This is a genomic window from Enterobacter sp. FW301-JW81 (assembly GCF_058788735.1).
In genome coordinates, this window is sequence record NZ_JBYTBA010000002.1 from 763937 (window position 1) to 783735 (window position 19799).

At 53.9% G+C, this 19799-nt stretch carries 19 protein-coding genes, 1 pseudogene and 1 riboswitch; of the genes and pseudogenes, 12 read left to right on the forward strand and 8 right to left on the reverse strand.

Features of this window, described 5'->3' with window-relative positions; genetic code table 11:
• Nucleotides 1-74: 74 nt before the first annotated feature.
• Together AC3WOK_RS10565 and yebS are read right to left on the reverse strand one after the other, a co-directional pair.
• Complete coding sequence (locus AC3WOK_RS10565; protein ID WP_063430671.1) at nucleotides 75-2708, reverse strand: PqiB family protein; 2634 nt, start codon at nucleotides 2706-2708, stop codon at nucleotides 75-77.
• Nucleotides 2677-3960 (reverse strand): membrane integrity lipid transport subunit YebS, encoded by a 1284-nt coding sequence (gene yebS, locus AC3WOK_RS10570; RefSeq protein ID WP_059312759.1) that lies wholly within the window; start codon nucleotides 3958-3960, stop codon nucleotides 2677-2679. The genes AC3WOK_RS10565 and yebS overlap by 32 nt, the downstream gene beginning before the upstream one ends.
• A 132-nt stretch (nucleotides 3961-4092) precedes the next feature.
• Here yebS and AC3WOK_RS10575 point away from each other — a divergent pair, with 132 nt between their 5' ends.
• From AC3WOK_RS10575 to htpX, 4 genes are all read left to right on the forward strand, one after another.
• Nucleotides 4093-4590 (forward strand): GAF domain-containing protein, encoded by a 498-nt coding sequence (locus AC3WOK_RS10575; protein WP_047345851.1) that lies wholly within the window; start codon nucleotides 4093-4095, stop codon nucleotides 4588-4590.
• A 96-nt stretch (nucleotides 4591-4686) separates the two neighbouring features.
• A complete protein-coding gene (gene proQ / locus AC3WOK_RS10580; protein WP_047345850.1) occupies nucleotides 4687-5373 on the forward strand; it encodes an RNA chaperone ProQ in 687 nt (228 codons plus the stop codon).
• A gap of 19 nt (nucleotides 5374-5392) precedes the next feature.
• Nucleotides 5393-7441, forward strand: a complete 2049-nt coding sequence (prc, locus tag AC3WOK_RS10585; protein WP_059312760.1) for a carboxy terminal-processing peptidase — start codon at nucleotides 5393-5395, stop codon at nucleotides 7439-7441.
• Between the two features lie 193 nt (nucleotides 7442-7634).
• Complete coding sequence (gene htpX, locus AC3WOK_RS10590; protein WP_014884290.1) at nucleotides 7635-8516, forward strand: protease HtpX; 882 nt, start codon at nucleotides 7635-7637, stop codon at nucleotides 8514-8516.
• A gap of 50 nt (nucleotides 8517-8566) precedes the next feature.
• Here the strand turns inward: htpX and AC3WOK_RS10595 are convergent, their stop codons facing one another.
• The gene (locus AC3WOK_RS10595; RefSeq protein ID WP_492354489.1) at nucleotides 8567-9940 is read right to left on the reverse strand and encodes an MFS transporter; all 1374 of its coding nucleotides are present in this window, start codon (nucleotides 9938-9940) and stop codon (nucleotides 8567-8569) included.
• A gap of 179 nt (nucleotides 9941-10119) precedes the next feature.
• Between AC3WOK_RS10595 and kdgR the strand changes: the two genes are divergently transcribed.
• Nucleotides 10120-10911 carry a DNA-binding transcriptional regulator KdgR gene (gene kdgR, locus AC3WOK_RS10600; RefSeq protein ID WP_059312762.1) on the forward strand — a complete coding sequence of 264 codons (792 nt, stop codon included), beginning with the start codon at nucleotides 10120-10122 and terminating at the stop codon, nucleotides 10909-10911.
• A gap of 64 nt (nucleotides 10912-10975) precedes the next feature.
• Here the strand turns inward: kdgR and AC3WOK_RS10605 are convergent, their stop codons facing one another.
• A complete protein-coding gene (locus AC3WOK_RS10605; RefSeq protein ID WP_047345845.1) occupies nucleotides 10976-11215 on the reverse strand; it encodes a YobH family protein in 240 nt (79 codons plus the stop codon).
• A gap of 160 nt (nucleotides 11216-11375) precedes the next feature.
• Between AC3WOK_RS10605 and mgrB the strand changes: the two genes are divergently transcribed.
• From mgrB to rlmA, 7 genes and pseudogenes are all read left to right on the forward strand, one after another.
• The gene (gene mgrB / locus AC3WOK_RS10610; RefSeq protein WP_006175995.1) at nucleotides 11376-11519 is read left to right on the forward strand and encodes a PhoP/PhoQ regulatory lipoprotein MgrB; all 144 of its coding nucleotides are present in this window, start codon (nucleotides 11376-11378) and stop codon (nucleotides 11517-11519) included.
• 74 nt (nucleotides 11520-11593) lie between these two features.
• On the forward strand, nucleotides 11594-11884 hold the full coding sequence (locus tag AC3WOK_RS10615) for a YebO family protein (RefSeq protein ID WP_008500484.1): 291 nt from the start codon (nucleotides 11594-11596) through the stop codon (nucleotides 11882-11884).
• A 23-nt stretch (nucleotides 11885-11907) separates the two neighbouring features.
• The gene (locus tag AC3WOK_RS10620; RefSeq protein WP_492354490.1) at nucleotides 11908-12897 is read left to right on the forward strand and encodes an MBL fold metallo-hydrolase; all 990 of its coding nucleotides are present in this window, start codon (nucleotides 11908-11910) and stop codon (nucleotides 12895-12897) included.
• 525 nt (nucleotides 12898-13422) lie between these two features.
• A pseudogene (locus AC3WOK_RS10625) lies at nucleotides 13423-13567 on the forward strand (DUF2627 domain-containing protein).
• A 12-nt stretch (nucleotides 13568-13579) separates the two neighbouring features.
• Nucleotides 13580-13789 (forward strand): transcription antiterminator/RNA stability regulator CspE, encoded by a 210-nt coding sequence (cspE, locus tag AC3WOK_RS10630; RefSeq protein WP_001062678.1) that lies wholly within the window; start codon nucleotides 13580-13582, stop codon nucleotides 13787-13789.
• A gap of 219 nt (nucleotides 13790-14008) precedes the next feature.
• Nucleotides 14009-15727 carry a peptidoglycan glycosyltransferase FtsI gene (gene ftsI, locus AC3WOK_RS10635; protein ID WP_059312764.1) on the forward strand — a complete coding sequence of 573 codons (1719 nt, stop codon included), beginning with the start codon at nucleotides 14009-14011 and terminating at the stop codon, nucleotides 15725-15727.
• 65 nt (nucleotides 15728-15792) lie between these two features.
• Nucleotides 15793-16608: a 23S rRNA (guanine(745)-N(1))-methyltransferase gene (rlmA, locus tag AC3WOK_RS10640; RefSeq protein ID WP_063957558.1), complete on the forward strand. Its 816-nt coding sequence runs from the start codon at nucleotides 15793-15795 to the stop codon at nucleotides 16606-16608.
• Here rlmA and mntP read toward each other — a convergent pair.
• The 4 genes from mntP to manY all read right to left on the reverse strand — a co-directional run bounded on the left by mntP (nucleotide 16605) and on the right by manY (nucleotide 19755).
• Nucleotides 16605-17171 (reverse strand): manganese efflux pump MntP, encoded by a 567-nt coding sequence (gene mntP / locus AC3WOK_RS10645; RefSeq protein WP_047346086.1) that lies wholly within the window; start codon nucleotides 17169-17171, stop codon nucleotides 16605-16607. The two genes, rlmA and mntP, sit on opposite strands and share 4 nt — an antisense overlap.
• 10 nt (nucleotides 17172-17181) lie before the next feature.
• A riboswitch (yybP-ykoY riboswitch) is annotated at nucleotides 17182-17371 on the reverse strand.
• Between the two features lie 198 nt (nucleotides 17372-17569).
• On the reverse strand, nucleotides 17570-18028 hold the full coding sequence (locus AC3WOK_RS10650) for a DUF986 family protein (protein ID WP_047345841.1): 459 nt from the start codon (nucleotides 18026-18028) through the stop codon (nucleotides 17570-17572).
• A gap of 62 nt (nucleotides 18029-18090) precedes the next feature.
• Nucleotides 18091-18942 carry a PTS mannose transporter subunit IID gene (locus AC3WOK_RS10655; RefSeq protein WP_006810994.1) on the reverse strand — a complete coding sequence of 284 codons (852 nt, stop codon included), beginning with the start codon at nucleotides 18940-18942 and terminating at the stop codon, nucleotides 18091-18093.
• 12 nt (nucleotides 18943-18954) lie between these two features.
• Nucleotides 18955-19755: a PTS mannose transporter subunit IIC gene (gene manY / locus AC3WOK_RS10660; RefSeq protein ID WP_024909729.1), complete on the reverse strand. Its 801-nt coding sequence runs from the start codon at nucleotides 19753-19755 to the stop codon at nucleotides 18955-18957.
• Between the last annotated feature and the right edge of the window lie 44 nt (nucleotides 19756-19799).

A 19799-nucleotide genomic window follows, 5' to 3' on the forward strand; every position in this document is an offset into this window, starting at 1 on the left:
CACACCACAGGGAAAAGTTCAGGTGCGCAGTGTAACATAAAGGCTCCGGCGCGTTGACACCGGAGCCTTTCAGATTAACGCGGCAGGGCCGTTCCCCATTCACGCCACTCTTTCGGTTCACTTTCGAGCAGCAGGAAGTGTTTACCCGACTGCGCTTTCGGCGCCAGCGGCGTTCCCGGCGGTGTGGCAAACGCGATACCGCCGCGAATGAACTGGTTGAAGGTGCCGGTTTTCACCACGCCTCCCGTCAGGCCGAAGTCCAGCGAATAGCCGGATGCCAGCCAGAATACCGAGTTATTACGGACCAGGTGCTGGTACCGTTCACTGATACGCAGTGCCACCATCACGCGGTCAGAGAGCGTACCGAGCGTCAGGCCCGTGACCGTACCCACCTCAATGCCGCGGAACAGTACCGGCGTGCCGATGTTCAGCGAGCCCGCTTCCGGCACTTCCACGACGATGCTCAGACCGCCAAGGTAGCGCGAGTCGGTGATCGTCGCTTCCTGCAGCTCAAAATCACGGCGGGCATTGCCCTGGCCGGGCTCAACGTTGATGTACGGCTGCAGGATGGTGTCGAGATGCTCAACGCCCGCGGCCGAAATCTGCGGCGTGACCACCGAGAAGCGCGAACCCGAACGGGCGAAGGTCTGCACATATTCCGGGTAAAGCACCGCGGTGGCCTGGACCTCGTTACGCGCCGTGATCAGCGTCAGCTTCTGGATCTGGCCGATATCAATGCCCAGATAACGGATTGGCATGCCCTCCGCCAGCTTGCCGGCATCAAACGCGTGCAGGGTAATTTGCCCGCCAACCGCACGCGCGGCGGTTTCGGAAGGGAAGAGAATGCGTTTATCGCCTTTGCGCAGATTCGCCCCCGCACCGCTGAGGTTATCGAAGCTAATCGCCCCGCGCAGCGCGCGTGAGAGCGGGGAGGCCTGCACGGTCAGCCCGTTGCCGTTAAGCTGAACTTTCGCGCCGCCCTCGGCCCAGAAGACGCTGTTTGGCGTCAGCAGCTTGCGGTACTCCGGCTTGATATGCAGTTCAATATCAAACGCGTCCGCACGGGGGCGCACGGTGATGACTTCCCCGACTTCAAACTTGCGATACAGCACCACGGAGCCTGCCTGCACGTCCGGCAGCGTCTCGGCGCTTAACGTTAGCGTGGTGGTAGGGAGATCGCTCAGGCTGTTTTCAATCGCTTTCTCCAGGTTGGCATACAGCGGGTAGCTTTCGCGCACGGGGCCTTTATTGCCCGGCAAAATACGGATACCGCCGTTAACCCATTCGCTGGCGCTGGCCCCGAGGAACTCCACGCCGTCCAGACCTACCTTCACGTCGACGCGGCTGTTCACCACGAATTTACTGTCTCCGTGCACCAGGTCGCTGTATTGCGGATCGATGGCGACAGAGAAGCTCACTCCGTTCGCGGAGAGCGTACGCTCCAGCACCTGTCCGACCTGCACGCCGTGTAAAATCACCGGCTGGCCGGCTTCGATACCGTAGCTTTCTGGTGCATTCAGCGTGACGGTTACCACACCCGGCTTTTGCAGCAGGGCTTTATCCGCCGGGGCAATCACGAAGCTATTGCTGGGTTGACCATCGCCGGGGATCAGCTCAAACGTATTGCCGGTCAGCAGGGTGCTGAGGCTGGCATCGTTCAGGGAGAGCTTTGGACTGCGCATTTCGATGCGCGTCTTTTCGCGCAGGAGATCGACCACGCTTGGATCGACCGTCATCTCGCCGGTGACCGAGCCGCCCGGGTTGAGCGTCATTTTGGTGAGCTGGCCAACCTGCAACCCCTGGTACATCAGCGGCGTTGAACCTGCTTTTAGTCCCTTAGCATCGGGCAGGGCGAGTTTGACGATCACGCCGCGCTGGCTGTGCGCCAGGTCAGCGTACAGCCCGAACGTGTCATCGGCCGTGGCAGGGCTTGAGTTTTCCGGGGAATCAAAGGCAATGGCGCCATTCACCAGTGCGGCAAGGCTCTCCAGCTTCACCTTCGCTCCGCTCAGGCTGAGGTCTGCGTCCACGCCGGACACGTTCCAGAAGCGGCTGCCTTTTTTCACCAGGTTAGTGAAGCGACGCTCGATCAGAACATCAATGGTGACGCCCTGTTTATTCGGGTTGATCGCGTAGTCGTACACGCGGCCAACCGGGATTTTACGGAAATAGACCAGAGAGCCACTGTTCAGAGAACCGAGATCCGGCGCCTGGAGATGGATCATCAAATCGCCGTTATTGAGACGGTATTTGGGCTGTGTATCCAGCGCCACAAAGTGATCCTGAGGCTCACCTTTACCCGGCATCATGCCGATATAGTTACCGCCCACGAGCGCATCCAGCCCGGACACGCCGGCCAGAGAAGCCTTCGGCGTCACCAGCCAGAACTGCGTTTCGCTGCGCAGGGCATCCTGCATGTCAGATTTAATACTGACCCGCACCTGTATCTTGTTCAGCCCTTTTCCAAGGGAGATGTCCTGAACCGTACCGACCTCAACCCCCTGGAAGCGAACGGGGGTTCGCCCGGCAACAATGCCGTCAGCGGTCTGAAAATCAATCGTGACCGTACTTCCGCGATCTTCATAGCTCGTCCAGATAAGCCAGCCTGCAATCATCAGCGCGATGACGGGCAGCAACCAGAATGGCGAAATGCGGCGTTTTGTTTTAATTCTCGCTTCAGTCGGCGAAGCGGGGGTTTCCTGACTCATGTGCATCCCAAAGTAAGCGGCTATCCAGCCATTCCACAGCAAGAATAGTCAATATCACCGCAGAGCCGAAATAAAAAGCCGCGGGTCCCATTGTAAAAGCAAGTAACTGGTCGCGATTGATTAGCGACATCATCAGCGAAATCACAAACAGATCTAACATTGACCAGCGGCCAATCCAGGTGACGAATCGCAGAAGCAGAATACGGGTACGTAAGCCTTGTTCACACTTAAAGTGAATGCTGATAAGCAGGGTAATCATCACCACGACTTTGGTAAAGGGAACCAGGATACTGGCAATAAAGACTATCGCAGCCACCCCAACATTGCTGTGCGCAAGGGAGATAATGCCCGAAAGGATAGTATCCTCCTGACGCCCGCCATTCACGTAAATAATGGAAATAGGCAGCATGTTGGCCGGGATCAGAAACACCAGGGAGGCGATCAGCGCGGCCCAGCATTTTTGCAGGCTGTTGTTGCGCCGCAGCCTTAATGGAATGTGGCACCGCGGGCAGCGTCCACGCGCGTCGGGCAACCCGGTATAATGGCATCCCAGACAAACGCGGAGATTTTCATCAGGACGCGTGGCGGGGCGCTGAGGATAAAATCGCTCCCAGAGCTGCTCAACGTTCAGATGTATCAGCGTCAGGATGCTCAGCAATACCAGACAGATGAAGGCAAAGAGCCCGATGCCGGGCTGCAAGAATGCATAGTCCTGCACCTTTATCGACGCAACGCCCACGCCCACCAGATAAATATCCAGCATCACCCACTCTTTGAGTTTATCCAGCATCAGCAGCACCGGGCGAAGATTCATGCCAAGAATATTGCCAAACCAAAGATAGGCAATGGCGGCGACCAGTACCAGCGGCGCGCCGACGGTGCAGAACAGCACCATGGCAGCGGTGATGGGATCGCCCTGACGGGTCATCTGCCAGATACCCTGCAGCACGTTGGCGTCAATACGTACGCCAAGCAGGTAGAGCTTCAGCAGCGGCTCGCTCCAGGCGAAGGGCATCAGCAGCAGCATGGTGACGGCCATCGCGGCAAGGCGAGTTAACGACCAGTCGCGACCGTCACGAATTTTGGCGTCGCAGCGGGGACAAAAGGCACTTTGGTGCGATTTCATCTTCGGCAACATAAAAAGCGTATCGCACTGGGGGCAACGCTGATAATGTGCACGGGGCAAAGCTTCGCTTACCGTATGGACAGTTATCTTTCTTGTCGGCGTAATTTTGGTTGTTTTTAAGGCCATCAGCTGCGCACAAATAAGTATTGTTGAAAGTTATAATAACTCATGAACGGATTCATCTTGAGCATGAGCGCATTTAATGCTTATTTTAATAGGCTCTGCGGTAATTTTGTAAGACAACCAAGTGATTGAATAATGAACAAAACAGAATTCTACGCGGATCTGAACCGCGATTTTAAGGCATTGATGGCGGGTGAGACCAGCTTCTTAGCCACTCTGGCAAATACTAGCGCATTGCTGTTTGAACGTCTCTCTGACGTGAACTGGGCCGGCTTTTACCTCCTCGAAGGTGAAACGCTGGTACTGGGGCCGTTCCAGGGCAAGCTGGCCTGCGTGCGCATTCCGGTAGGACGTGGCGTCTGCGGCACGGCTGTGGCCGAAAATCAGGTACAGCGTGTGGAAGACGTTCATGCGTTTGACGGGCACATTGCCTGTGATGCCGCCAGTAATTCTGAAATCGTTCTGCCGCTGGTGGTAAAAAATCAGATTATTGGCGTTCTGGATATCGACAGTACGGTCTTCAGTCGCTTTACAACCGAGGACGAACAGGGGCTGCGCGAGCTGGTAGCGAATCTCGAAAACGTACTCTCTGCAACCGATTATCAAAAATTCTTTGCGAGCGTCGCAGGATAATCAACGGATAACGTAGCATTTACTGATAGCGTCATTATAATGACGCCTGTTCATGCCTGCGCTTGTTGGCAACGTCCGTTGTAATCAGGAAATTTCATGGAAAATCAACCTAAGTTGAATAGCAGTAAAGAAGTTATCGCATTTCTGGCCGAGCGTTTCCCGCAGTGCTTCAGCGCGGAAGGTGAAGCTCGTCCCCTGAAAGTCGGTATTTTTCAGGATCTGGTGGCGCGCGTTGAGGGGGAAATGAACCTCAGCAAAACTCAGCTGCGTTCCGCCTTACGTCTTTATACTTCGAGCTGGCGTTACCTGTACGGTATCAAAGCGGGCGCGACGCGTGTGGATCTCGACGGTAACCCTTGTGGTGAGCTGGACGAGCAGCACGTTGAGCACGCGCGTAAACAGCTGGAAGAAGCCAAAGCACGCGTTCAGGCACAACGTGCAGAGCAGCAAGCGAAAAAACGCGAAGCCGCAGCGGCAAACGGTCAGGAAGAAGCGCCTCGTCGCGAGCGTAAGCCACGCCCAGCGCCGCGTCGTCACGAGAATAACGATCGCAAACCGCGTGCTGACAAACCAGCAGCTAAAGCCCCGCGCGCCCCTCGTGAAGAGCCGCGCCATACTCCGGTTTCAGACATTAACGCCCTGAGCGTTGGTCAGGCGCTGAAGGTAAAAGCGGGTAACAATGCTATGGACGCCACCGTACTGGAAATCACCAAAGATGGCGTTCGTGTACAGCTGACTTCTGGTATGTCAATGATTGTACGCGCAGAACACTTGTTGTTCTGAAACGGAGGCCAAGCCTGGCATGAACACTTTTTTTAAGCTCACCGCGCTGGCGGGCCTGTTTGCCATAACAGGTCATGCTTTTGCAGTGGACGATATCACCCGTGTTGATCAAATTCCTGTACTCAAGGAAGAGACGCAACACGCGACGGTGAGCGAGCGCGTGACCTCACGTTTCACCCGTTCGCACTATCGTCAGTTCGATCTCGATCAGGCCTTTTCGGCCAAAATCTTTGACCGCTATCTGAACTTGCTGGATTACAGCCATAACGTTTTGCTCGCCAGCGATGTCGAGCAGTTCGCTAAGCGCAAATCCGAGGTGGGTGACGAGTTGCGTTCAGGCAAGCTGGATCTGTTTTACGATCTCTACAACCTGTCGCAAAAGCGCCGCTTTGAACGCTATCAGTATGCGCTGAAAGTGCTGGAACGTCCGATGGACTTTACCGGTACCGACACCTTTAATCTGGACCGCAGTAAAGCACCCTGGCCGAAAGATGAAGCCGAGTTGAATGCGCTGTGGGACAGCAAAGTTAAATACGACGAACTGAGCCTTAAGCTGACCGGCAAAGATGAAAAAGAGATCCGTGACACGCTGACGCGTCGTTACAAATTTGCCATTCGTCGTCTGGCGCAGACCAACAGTGAGGATGTCTTCTCGCTGGCCATGACTGCCTTTGCTCACGAAATCGATCCGCACACCAACTACCTCTCTCCGCGCAACACCGAACAGTTCAATACCGAAATGAGCCTGTCTCTGGAAGGTATCGGCGCGGTGCTGCAGATGGACGATGATTACACGGTGATCAATTCAATGGTCGCGGGTGGCCCGGCATCCAAAAGCAAAGCGATTAGCGTAGGCGATCGTATTGTGGGTGTAGGACAAACCGGCCAGAACATGGTCGACGTGATTGGCTGGCGTCTTGATGACGTGGTTGCGCTGATCAAAGGCCCGAAAGGAAGCAAGGTTCGCCTCGAAGTTCTACCTGCTGGCAAAGGTACCAAAACTCGTATCGTTACCCTGACCCGCGAGCGTATCCGTCTGGAAGACCGCGCGGTGAAAATGTCGGTGAAAACCGTGGGTAAAGAAAAGGTGGGCGTCCTGGACATTCCTGGCTTCTACGTCGGCCTGACAGACGATGTGAAAGTACAGCTGCAGAAGCTTGAAAAGCAGAACGTCAGCAGCGTTATCATCGACCTGCGCAGTAACGGCGGCGGTGCGCTGACGGAAGCGGTTTCACTCTCTGGCCTGTTTATTCCATCTGGACCGGTGGTTCAGGTGCGCGATAACAACGGTAAAGTACGTGAAGATGCCGACAACGACGGTGTGGTCTACTATAAAGGCCCGCTGGTGGTCCTGGTTGACCGCTTCAGCGCCTCCGCGTCTGAAATCTTTGCCGCTGCCATGCAGGACTATGGTCGTGCGCTGATCGTCGGTGAGCCAACCTTCGGCAAAGGTACTGTTCAGCAGTATCGCTCTCTGAACCGTATTTACGACCAGATGCTGCGTCCGGAATGGCCTGCACTGGGCTCGGTTCAGTACACCATACAGAAATTCTACCGCGTGAACGGCGGCAGTACGCAGCGTAAGGGCGTCACGCCGGATATCATGATGCCGACAGGCACGGAAGAGACTGAAACCGGCGAGAAGTTTGAAGATAACGCGTTACCGTGGGACAGCATCAATGCCGCGACGTACGTGAAGGCGGGCGACATGACGCAGTTTGGTCCTGAACTGCTGAAGTCACATAACGACCGCATCGCGAAAGATCCGGAATTCCAGTACATCATGAAGGACATTGCTCGCTTCAATGCCCTGAAAGATAAGCGGAATATTGTTTCTCTGAACTACGCTCAGCGAGAGAAAGAGAACAACGAAGACGATGCAACGCGTCTGGCGCGTATTAACGATCGCTTTAAGCGTGAAGGGAAGCCTCTGCTCAAGAAACTGGACGATCTGCCTAAAGATTACCAGGAGCCCGATCCGTATCTGGACGAGACGGTGCATATCGCCCTCGACCTGGCGAATCTGGAAAAAGATAAGCCTGCCGTACAGCCCGCTCCGGCAAAATAACCTCCCAACAGGCACAAGAAATTGTGCCTGTTTCTTTTTGTTCTGCATCCTTCCGTCAGCCTGATTTCCAATTGTGTAAAGTTGTGTCTTTCTGGTGACTTACGCCCGCCGGATGCTTGAAAATAGTCGCAATACCCATACGATGTGGGTAATCGCATAGTGCGTTTTGTTAAACTGAGGTAAAAAGAAAATTATGATGCGAATCGCGCTCTTCCTGCTCACCAACCTGGCGGTAATGGTGGTTTTCGGGCTCGTGCTAAGCCTGACAGGAATTCAGTCGAGCAGCGTTCAGGGTCTGTTGATTATGGCGCTGCTGTTTGGTTTTGGTGGCTCTTTCATTTCCCTGCTGATGTCGAAGTGGATGGCTCTGAAATCGGTAGGCGGTGAGGTTATCGAACAACCGCGTAACGATATGGAACAGTGGCTGATGAATACGGTGGCCCAGCAATCCCGTCAGGCTGGGATCGCCATGCCGCAGGTAGCCATTTACCACGCTCCGGATATCAACGCCTTCGCCACCGGTGCCCGTCGTGATGCGTCACTGGTTGCCGTCAGCACCGGGCTGCTGCAGAACATGAGCCGTGACGAAGCCGAAGCGGTTATTGCCCACGAAATCAGCCATATCGCTAACGGTGACATGGTAACCATGACCCTGATTCAGGGCGTCGTGAACACCTTCGTTATCTTTATCTCCCGTATTCTGGCGCAGATTGCGGCAGGCTTTATGGGTGGTAACCGCGACGAAGGCGAAGAGAGCAACGGTAACCCGCTGATCTATTTCGCTGTCTCCATGGTTCTGGAACTGGTGTTCGGTATTCTGGCCAGCATCATCACCATGTGGTTCTCCCGTCATCGTGAATTCCACGCGGATGCCGGCTCTGCGAAGCTGGTTGGTCGTGAGAAAATGATTGCGGCGCTGCAGCGACTGAAAACCAGCTACGAGCCGCAGGAAGCGAACAGCATGATGGCTTTTTGCATTAACGGTAAATCGAAATCGTTGAGCGAGCTGTTTATGTCTCACCCGCCGCTGGATAAGCGTATTGAAGCGCTGCGCAGTGGGGAATACCTGAAGTAACTCTGAAGATGCAGTCTGAGCCGGGCGGAGGAAACTCCGCCCGGCTTTTTTTATGCCTGTAACCTGGGCTGGGTCACCCGCAGTCCGCTGACGACAGCCGCGAGGGTGGCAAGGGCACCCGCGGTGAGGAGCGCAACGTGGTTACCGTTTTGTCCGGCGAGGTTAAACATCAGGGCGACCAGTGCCGCACCGGTGCTTTGCCCCAGCAAGCGCGCGGTACCCAACATGCCACTGGCTCCTCCGCTGCGATGGCGCGGTGCGGAGGTGATAATGGTGTGGTTGTTCGGCGACTGGAACAGGCCAAAACCGGCACCGCAGAGGATCATGCGCCAGATAATATCCAGATCCGTAGGTTGCGAGGGAAGCAGCGCCAGCGCAAACAGACCCGTCGCCATGACTGCCAGCCCCAGCGCGCCCAGTAATCCGGCATGCACGCGCTCTATTAAATAACCTGCCAGCGGTGCCATCACCATCGTGGCCAGCGGCCACGGGGTTAACAGCAGGCCGGTCTCCACTTCTGAACGTCCAACCACGCTCTGCAAAAAGAAGGGCAGAGAAACCAGAGCCAGCATCTGAGCGCAGAATGAGCAGACAGAGGTGCAAATGGAGAGCGAAAAGAGGGGGATGCGCAGCAGGTCAAAAGGCAGTAAAGGCACCGGGAGAGTGAGCTGGCGGCGAACAAAGAAGAAACCTATGACCAGCAGCGCGAGCAGTTCCACTCCGGTAAGCACCAGCGATTGCCCCTGCGCAAAGCCGCTCAGGGCTGTAATCAGCAGGCCAAAGGTAAGGGCATTCATCACCGCACTCGCGACGTCGAACCGCGGCATGGTGCTTTTGGGGCCGTTAGCGGGCAGGAAGCGCAGGGCAAAGAAGATGGCCACGATACCCAGCGGCACGTTAATGGCGAAGAGCCATTGCCAGGATGCAACGGAAAGAATAGCCGCCGCAATGGTTGGCCCGGCGGCGGAAGAGACGGCGACAATAAACGAGTTTATTCCCATGCCGCGCCCCAAATGACGCTGCGGATAAATTAAGCGAATCAACGCCGTGTTTACGCTCATGAGCGCCGCGCCACCAAAACCTTGCGCAATGCGCGCAAGCGTCAGGGTATGCAGCGAATCAGAAAGGGCACACAACAGCGAGGTAATGGTGAAAACCACCAGACCACACTGATACACCCGACGGTAGCCGAACATATCGCCCAGGAAGGAGAACGAGAGCAGGGAAACCACAATCGCAATCTGGTAGGCGTTAACAATCCAGATTGAACTGGCTGGGGAAGCATGCAGGTCGCTGGCGATGGTTGGCAGGGCAACGTTGGCAATTGCGCCGTCAAGGACGGCCATTGAGATACCGATAATGATGGTCGCTATCGCGCCGTACCGCTGGGGTAACGGCAGGCCATCGGAAAGATTCTTTTCCATTTGGATTAAAAAAGCTCAGTATGAAATTATTCTCAGGGTAACTATTTTAGCATTGTTACTGCCGCGATATGTCGCAGATTTGTAACGAAGTAAACGCGGATTGATTGCAGGTGACATGACGGGAACTTATAATAAAAACCGGTTCTGATTTTTATAAAACACTCTCTATGAGGTGGTAAATGGCTATTGCGGATTTGGATAAACAGCCAGATTCTGTTTCTTCCGTGCTGAAGGTGTTTGGCATCTTACAGGCGCTCGGGGAAGAGCGTGAAATTGGTATTACGGAGTTGTCGCAGCGCGTGATGATGTCGAAAAGCACCGTTTATCGCTTTTTGCAAACCATGAAGTCACTGGGCTATGTTGCACAGGAAGGCGAGTCAGAAAAATACTCTCTGACCCTGAAACTGTTCGAACTCGGTGCCCGCGCGCTGCAAAATGTTGATCTGATCCGCAGCGCTGATATTCAGATGCGTGAAATCTCGCGCCTGACTAAAGAGACTATCCATCTCGGTGCGCTGGATGAAGACAGCATTGTTTACATCCATAAAATCGACTCCATGTACAATCTGCGCATGTATTCGCGCATTGGTCGTCGCAACCCGCTCTACAGTACCGCCATTGGTAAGGTTCTGCTGGCGTGGCGCGATCGCGAGGAAGTGAAGCAGATCCTCGATGGCGTGGAATACAAACGCAGTACGGCGCGAACCATTACCAGCACGGACGAACTGTTAACGGTGCTCGATCGCGTGCGTGAGCAGGGATATGGCGAAGATAATGAAGAACAGGAAGAAGGGCTGCGCTGCATCGGCGTTCCGGTGTTTGACCGCTTTGGCGTGGTGATCGCGGGCTTAAGTATCTCTTTCCCAACCCTTCGCTTCTCTGAAGAGCGTCTGCACGAATATGTTGCTATCCTGCACACTGCAGCACGTAAGATTTCTGAACAGATGGGCTATCACGACTATCCGTTTTAATCTCTGTTCGCATAAAAAACGCCGCAGAAGTTGCGGCGTTTTTGTCAGTGATTAAACCGGTTGATTAGCCATTATCGATGACGACGGACGTTTTACGCAGTACAGGACAGTTCGTTAAGCCAATGATCCCGCTGTCAGAATGCAGATACTGCGCAGTGCTCAGTCCTTGTGCCGTTAAATACTTACACTGAATGCCTAAGCCGGCTGCGTTTTCGGTGCTTCCCACGAGCACACCGTAACCCGTTAACAGAAGGCCAATCCAGACGATGGCCAGTGCAATAATTGTTCGAATGATTAAGCGCATCATTACCTCTTTTATCGTTGTTATCATACAGCTAGCGTAAACGGTTTACGCTATGAAACAAGTGCACGATTCTGAAAAAAGCGCGATGGCGGTACAGTTAGTCCTTGTTTAAGATAACCGTGATAACCTGGTTACATCAGGTCTTTAGACGGAGTGTGGAGTGAAAAAAATACGCTGGGTGATTCTGATTATCGTGCTGATAGCGTGCGTGGTGTTATGGACGCAGACTATCAACGTAATGTGCGATCAGGATGTACAGTTTTTTAGCGGCGTCTGCGCAATCAATAAGTTTATTCCGTGGTAACACGCATTTTTTCTCAAGGTGATTTCCTTCCTTCGCGCCAGTGGTAAAATAGACGTTTTTATTGAGGTGGTGAAATGGGTGAGTTACTGAATTCAGGGCTGCTGAATATGGCATCCCTGATGATTTCTCTGGTTGTTCTGCTTGTGGGGCTGGTCATCTGGTTTTTCGTAAACCGTGCCAGTTCGCGTACGAACGAGCAGATCGAACTGCTGGAAGCGCTGCTCGATCAGCAAAAACGTCAGAATGCGCTGCTGCGCCGTCTGTGTGAAGCTAACGAGCCGGAAGAGAAAGACGCGCCGAAAGACGCGGTCGCTGAAGATAACAAAGACGAAGACGACTTTATCCGCCTGGTGGCTGAGCGTTAATCTTTTCGTGCTGGGAGGTGGCTGTGGTCTGGAAAAATCCCTGGTATGACCCCTCCCTGAAACATCACACCCCAAACGGCTTTCGTAATACCCACCCTGCAGAACATCAACCCGGCGACCTGGACCGCTGGCGTAAAGCGCGTAAAGAAGCCGGTTTGCCGAAAACCCCCGCGCTGGGTTATGAAGATTTTATCCGTCAGTGGTGGCAACCCGCCGAGCTAACGCAGCCTCAGGAAGATGGGGTGTGGTGGCTGGGACATGCGAGTGTGTTACTCCAGCTAGACGGCAATATCATCCTTACCGACCCGGTTTTTTCACAGCGCGCCTCTCCGCTCCCTTTCCTGGGACCACAGCGTAAGACGCCTCCTGCACTGTCTGTCGAAAAACTGCATCAGCTTGATGCGGTCGTCATTTCCCATAATCATTACGATCATCTTGATGATGCGACCATTCGCCGTATTCTCAAACGCTTTCCCGACGTGAGTTTCTTTGTCCCGTTAGGACTGGCCGCCTGGTTTCGACGCCGGGGAGCAAGGCGCGTGGTGGAGCTCGACTGGTGGCAGAGTTTCACCTGGCAGGGGATGACGCTGACCGCCGTACCTGCGCAGCACTGGAGTATGCGCACGCCGTGGAACCGCAATCGCTCCTTATGGTGCGGCTGGGTCATGGAAGGGCGGCATCATCGTTTCTGGTTCAGCGGTGATACAGGGTACTCGCCTGAACTACTGTTGATACCTGAACGTCTGGGGCCTGTTGATGCTGCCGCGTTACCGGTGGGGGCCTATGCCCCGCGATGGTTCATGGCTGTACACCATATGGATCCGCAATCTGCGGTGGCATTGTGGCAGCAGCTGGGTTGCCCTCTGGCGTTTCCCATTCACTGGGGGGTGTTTGAACTGGCAGATGAAGCGTTGGATGAGCCGGTGCAGGAGTTAACTGACGCGCTAGATAATTTAGCACCAGTTAACCATTCTTTCAGGATACTGAAAATTGGCGAATATTTATCCTTATAAACGACGCGATAAATTGTTGCATATATTCTGTAGGTAAACGCGCTTAAGAATGTTTTATTTTTATCGAAACGTTTTGCTTGCCTTGTTTTGATGCAGAGTCATAAAAATTTCATTATTTTGGTGCATAACACTGTTTATTACCTGATGCATTTTAATACAGTTGGGCGCGCGTTATTAACGCTGTTTTTTCTCTGAAACAATTTGGCCGCGTTACAATGATTTAAGCATAAGTTTTCACAAATTGTTCTAACTCAATCAATGCGTAAAATTTCTTTTCCCGGTTGCTGGACGCTTTGTAATGATTGAGCTATGTTAAAAATGTCTTAGATTACAGCGGCCGTGCAAACAGCGTTGGATCTTTGTTGCGAAGCAGGGCTGTCTGTATGTGATGCGCATAATTGTGCAAAACCTGACGGGCACTGTTCGAATTTGTGCGGCGGATCGAGACATGTTTAAAAATGGCTTGCCATATTAAACATTGTGTGTGATAACACGTTTTGGGTCAAACGAGGTACAGTTCTGTTTATGTGTGGCATTTTCAGTAAAGAAGTCCTGAGTAAACACGTTGTCGTTGAATACCGCTTCTCTGCCGAACCTTATATTAGTGCCTCATGCAGTAATGTCTCAGTTTTATCTCAGTTAATGCCTGCGGGCTAAGAAAACACTCTAAGGAATTTTGCAAATGGCAAAGATTAAAGGTCAAGTTAAGTGGTTCAACGAGTCTAAAGGTTTTGGTTTCATTACTCCTGCTGACGGCAGCAAAGACGTGTTCGTACACTTCTCTGCAATCCAGGGTAACGGCTTCAAAACTCTGGCTGAAGGCCAGAACGTTGAGTTCGAAATTCAGGACGGCCAGAAAGGCCCTGCTGCAGTTAACGTAACTGCTATCTGATCGAACCACTGCTGACTGAAACGCGCCGCGTTTCACTCTCAGACATAAAGCCTCGCATAACGCGGGGCTTTTTTATGCCCCTTATCTTTCAAAATATTACGATCCACGGCCTTGTTAGTACCTTGTTGCAAAGCTGCGAGGTTAGTAGCACTGTTTCGCCACCTTCCTCCCGGCTTTTCCCGTTAAATCAGGGCGTTGTTTAACAGCCCTGGGGTTCAGGTGAAGAAGAAATTGATAACGGCCACTGGCAATTTCACGCCAGCGCGTTTTGCTCTGCTCTGTTTAGCTATTTTTTGTAGTCTGGCTTTTTTGCTGGGCCGCGTTGCCTGGCTGCAAATTATCAAGCCTGACAATCTGGTGAAGCAGGAAGATATGCGATCCCTCCGCCAGCTGGCGATTGACGCGCCGCGCGGCATGATAATGGATCGTGAAGGCCGACCGCTGGCGGTGAGCGTGCCTGTCCGGGCCGTATGGGCCGATCCCAAAACGGTGCTGGCAAAAGGGGGCGTCGGCGCTGATGAACGCTGGCAGGCGTTGGCAAATGCGCTGCATCTCTCCCTGGATACGCTTTCGGCTCGCATCAACGCCAGTCCACAGGGGCGTTTCATTTACCTTGCCCGTCAGGTCGATCCTGCGCAGGCAAAGTGGATCGATAAACTGAATCTGCCCGGCATCAATTTACGCGATGAGTCCCGCCGTTTTTATCCTGCCGGTCATGTGGCCGCGAACCTGATTGGTTTCACCAATATCGACGGACAGGGCATTGAAGGCGTGGAAAAAAGCTTCAATACGCAATTGACGGGCAAGGCCGGGGTGCGGCAGGTAAGGGAAGACCGCTATGGACGCGTGGTTGAAAACCTGACCGAAGTTGCGCCCGCGCCCGCGCACAACATTCAGTTGAGTATTGACGAGCGGCTGCAAACCATTACCGAAGATGCTCTTGATAATGCCGTGGCCTGGAACAAGGCCGAGTCAGGCGCATCGGTGTTAATTAATATCCCAACCGGGGAAATACTCGCCATGGCGAGCTATCCGGACTTCAACCCCAACAATCGGGAAGGCGCGACGATAAACGATTTCCGCAATCGCGCGATCAGCGATACGTTCGAACCCGGTTCGACCGTCAAGCCGCTGGTGCTGATGACGGCCCTGCAGCAGGGGCTGGTCCAGCCGGACAGCGTGATTGACACTCACCCGTATATCCTTGACGGGCATCGTATCCGCGATGTGGGTTACTATCCTGAACTGACGATGACCGGGATCCTGCAAAAATCGAGCGACACCGGCGTATCCCGGCTTTCGCTGGCGATGCCCGTTCAGCATCTTATTGATACCTACCGAAACTTTGGCTTTGGCACCAATACGGGGCTTGGCTTAACGGGTGAGAGTGCGGGACTGTTGCCACATCGTAAATACTGGAGCCAGCTCGACAGAGCGACCTTTGCCTTCGGCTACGGGCTGATGGTAACCCCGCTCCAGCTGGCGCACGTCTACGCCACCATTGGCGGCTTCGGGCTTGAGCGTCCCCTCTCCATTACCCGTATCGATCCCCCCGTCATTGGCCACCGCGTCATGCCGGAAGAGATTGCGCATGAAGTGGAACACATGATGGAGAGCGTGGCGCTGCCCGGCGGCGGCGGGGTTAAGGCCGCCGTTCGTGATTACAGGGTGGCGGTAAAAACCGGTACGGCGAAGAAAATTGACGATAGCGGGAAGTATGTTGATAAATACGTGGCTTACACCGCGGGCGTTGCGCCTGCCAGCGACCCGCGCTTTGCCCTGGTGGTGGTAATTAACGATCCCCAAAACGGGGCCTACTACGGTGGTGCCGTTTCCGCCCCTGTCTTCAGTGAGATTATGGGTAACGTGCTGCGTCTGGAGAACGTGAAGCCTGACGGGCTACCGGTGGGTTCCGATCACCTCATCGTTATGCGCTAACCGGGCGTTTATAACCAGGGCGAATAGCGGTACACTTCGCCCTTTGATTATGCTCCGGAGTTGCCATGTCCTTCAGTTGTCCCCTTTGCCACGCGGTTCTGACTCGCTCAGATAAAAGTTTTAGCTGTCCGCAGGGGCATCAGTTTGATATGGCGAAAGAGGGCTATGTGAATCTTCTGCCGGTACAGCATAAGCGCTCCCGCGACCCCGGTGACAGCGCAGAGATGATGCAGGCACGTCGCGCGTTTCTGGACGCCGGACACTATCTGCCGCTGCGGGAGACTGTCGCGCAAATACTGAACGATATTTTGCCTGGTTCATCAACCGCCATGCTCGATATCGGGTGCGGGGAAGGGTACTACACCGCGCGGTTTGCAGAGGTTGCACGCGAGAAGGGCGCGCTGACGTTTGGTCTGGACGTGTCGAAAGTGGCGATTCGCGCGGCGGCAAAACGTTACGCTGACGTGACGTTCTGCGTGGCGTCCAGCCACCGGCTGCCGTTTGACGATGCCAGCATGGACGCTGTGATCCGCATTTACGCGCCCTGTAAGGCCGAAGAGCTGGCACGCGTGGTGAAACCGGGCGGATGGGTGGTCACCGTTACGCCAGGGCCGCGTCATCTGATGGAGCTGAAAGGGCTTATCTACGACGAGGTGCGTCTGCACGCCCCTCATTCTGAACAGCTGGCCGGGTTTACCCTGAAGCAAGCGCAAAGCGTGGCGTATGACATGACGCTCAAAGGGGAAGAGGCTACCGCGCTGCTGCAGATGACGCCGTTCGCGTGGCGGGCAAAACCGGAAGTGTGGGAAGGATTAGCTGCACTCTCAGCATTTTGCTGCCAGACTGATTTCAGTATTCACGTCTGGCAGCGCGAAGATTAACCCGCGAAGTGTGCCCAGAGGATCTGGGCACCAATCCCAATTAATACAATCCCGCCCAGGATCTCGGCGCGTTTACCCAGCAGTGGGCCGATAAACCGTCCGACCATCATTCCCAGCGTGGACATAATCAGCGTTGCGCAGCCAATGGCCAGCGCGGTGGCGATAATATTAACCTGCAGGAAAGCCAGACCGACGCCGACGGCCATCGCATCCAGACTGGTGGCGATGGCCGTGGTGACCAGCAGCCAGAATCCGTGACGGTGCAGTGGCTCCTCAGCTTCATCATCAGTACCGCGAAAACCTTCGATCACCATTCGACCGCCGAGAAACACCAGCAGGACGAACGCAATCCAGTGGTTCCACTCCAGTACAAACTGGCTGGCAAGCATGCCAAGGCCCCAGCCGATAAGGGGGGTCAGCGTTTCGATAGCGCCAAAAATCAGGCCTGTGCGCAGGGCTTCTGAGAATTTAGGTTTGTGGAGCGTGGCACCTTTCCCGATGGAAGCAGCAAAGGCGTCCATGGACATGCCAAAAGCGAGGAGGATCGTAGCGGAGATATTCATAACAGCGTCCAGACCGGGGATATCCATATGACACATCACTGCCCCCAGTAAACAGCAGTTGATGTATCTATGGTCTCGCCTGATCGCTTTGCACATAAAATGTGCTGAAAACGATCCGTACGCGCCACGTTTTTCAACGAGTATGTTGACACGTACATTTCCTGTGAACAGGAAATCGGCTACTCCCCAACGACGGGCGCAACCTTAACATATTTTGAGAATATAAAACAACAATGAAAATGCATTATTTAAAACGCTTATTGATAACGATTTTCATTTGTCTTTAAGCGTGAAAATAGCGTTAAAAAATAGAGATAAAATTAACGTTCTGGATATAGCTTCGGCTATATTTCGTGCGCAAAATAGACACAGAATATAGCCATTGCTATATATCTAACTTATTGAGTTTTAAGGAGTAGGTTGTATATTCTTTCCAGGTCGTCAATATTCTTCACCCGGATAAGCAGGCGACGCTGTTCTAATTGCATAACCAGCACACCGTCTTCGGATAAATTCATCTCTTTAATACGGTTATATTCTATCCATACGTTGGCGAAGAAAAATCCACGGGATTTAAAAATGATTTTCGGCGTGCGGATCCAGAACAGATAAATCGCCATTAATGCCAGCGCACATAATAACCATGTGGTTAATATTGCACCATGGCTGGTGACGTTATTGTAAATAAGGATGACGATGAGACCGGCGAAGATAAACGCATCCACGCGCCCGCGTCGCAGAAGGGGAAGGGAGAGCAGCGTCTCGCCGTGACGGCGGGGCATGATGAACTCGTCATAGATCGCGTAAGCCAGAAGGGCTGCAATAAATAAAACCAGTACGATGTCCGTGACAGTCATTCATCCTCCAGAAAACAGATAAAAAAACCGGGGGCAAGCCCCCGGCGTCTAACGTTATTGCTTTACAGGCCCAGCAGACCTACAGCGTAGCCCGCGATACCGATGACGAAGAAGCCAACGATAATCCACAGCGGGTTCACTTTCTTACGCAGCAGCCACATACAGGCGAAGGTCAACAGCAGAGGGACCAGACCAGGCATCAGCTGGTCCAGGATAGTCTGCACGGTGGTGACGCGGGTCTGGCCATCCTGCCCGGTGATGGTTGAAACCACCAACGGGATGTTGACGTGCGTCCACTTGTTAACCAGCGCCCCCATGACAAACAGGCCGAGGATTGATGCCCCCTCAGTCAGTTTCTGCAGGAAGCCGCCGCCCATGTCCTTAACGATGTCCACCCCTTTACGGTAGCCGTAGGCCACGCCGTAGTAACGGGTCAGCAGGCGCACGGCGTTGAACAGGATGAAGAACAGCAGTGGGCCCAGCAGGCTGCCGCTCATCGCGATACCGGCACCCAGTGCCGCAAAGACCGGACGCACGGTACCCCAGAAGATAGGGTCACCAACGCCGGCCAGCGGGCCCATCAGACCGACTTTGATACCGTTGATGGCACCATCGTCAATCTCTGCGCCGTTCGCTCGCTGCTCTTCCATCGCCAGCGTAACGCCCAGAACCGGAGCTGCTACATAAGGATGGGTGTTAAAGAATTCCAGGTGACGCTTGATCGCCTGACGGCGCGCTTCGTTGTTTTCCGGGTACAGGCGTTTGATCGCCGGTACCATGGAGAAGCAGAAACCCAGCGCCTGCATACGTTCGAAGTTCCATGAACCCTGAAACAGGTTAGAACGGATGAACACGCCACGAATATCACCCGGAGTGAGTTTTTTCTCGGTGGTAGTTTTTGTCATATCAACCATTTCGCTCACCTGTTAGTCCAGTTCGTTATCGAGATCGTTGTTACCAGCAGCCTGTGCTGGGGCACCCGCGACGCGGTTATATTTCGGGCTGAGCTGGATGTAGAGTATCGCCATCACCGCACCAATCACACCCAGCGCAACCAGGTTGAAGTTGGTGAATGCAGCGGTCACGAAGCCGAGGTAGAAGAACGGCATCAGGTAGCCTGCGCGCATCATGTTGATGACCATCGCATAACCGACGACCACGATCATACCGCCCGCGATGTTCAGACCGCCGGTGACCACTTCAGGAATGGCGTTCAGCATGCTCTGGACTTCACTGGTACCGACAGAGATCGCAACGATGACGGCTGGGATCGCAATACGCATCGCCTGCAGGAACAGGGACGAAACGTGGATCCACGACAGTGCCGTGAGGTTACCGTTGTCAGCCGCCTTATCCGCCGCGTGCTGGAAGGCCACGGTGATAGTACGAACGATGATGGTCAGAACCTGGCCTGCGGCTGCCAGCGGGATCGCCAGGGCGATACCTGCACCAATACTCTGGTGACCGGCAATAACCAGAACGGTAGAAATGATAGAGGCCAGCGCGGCATCGGGCGCAACCGCCGCACCGATGTTCATCCAGCCCAGGGCGATCATTTCCAGGGTACCACCGATGATGATACCGGTTTTCATGTCACCCAGAACGGCCCCAATCAGCGTACAGGCCACCAGAGGGCGGTGGAACTGAAATTCATCAAGTACGGATTCCATACCCGCAATACATGCGACGACGAACACCAGCACAATCTGAAGAGTGGTAATCTCCATTGCACTTCTCCTATTACATAAACTTTATGTGAGAACCGGCGCGG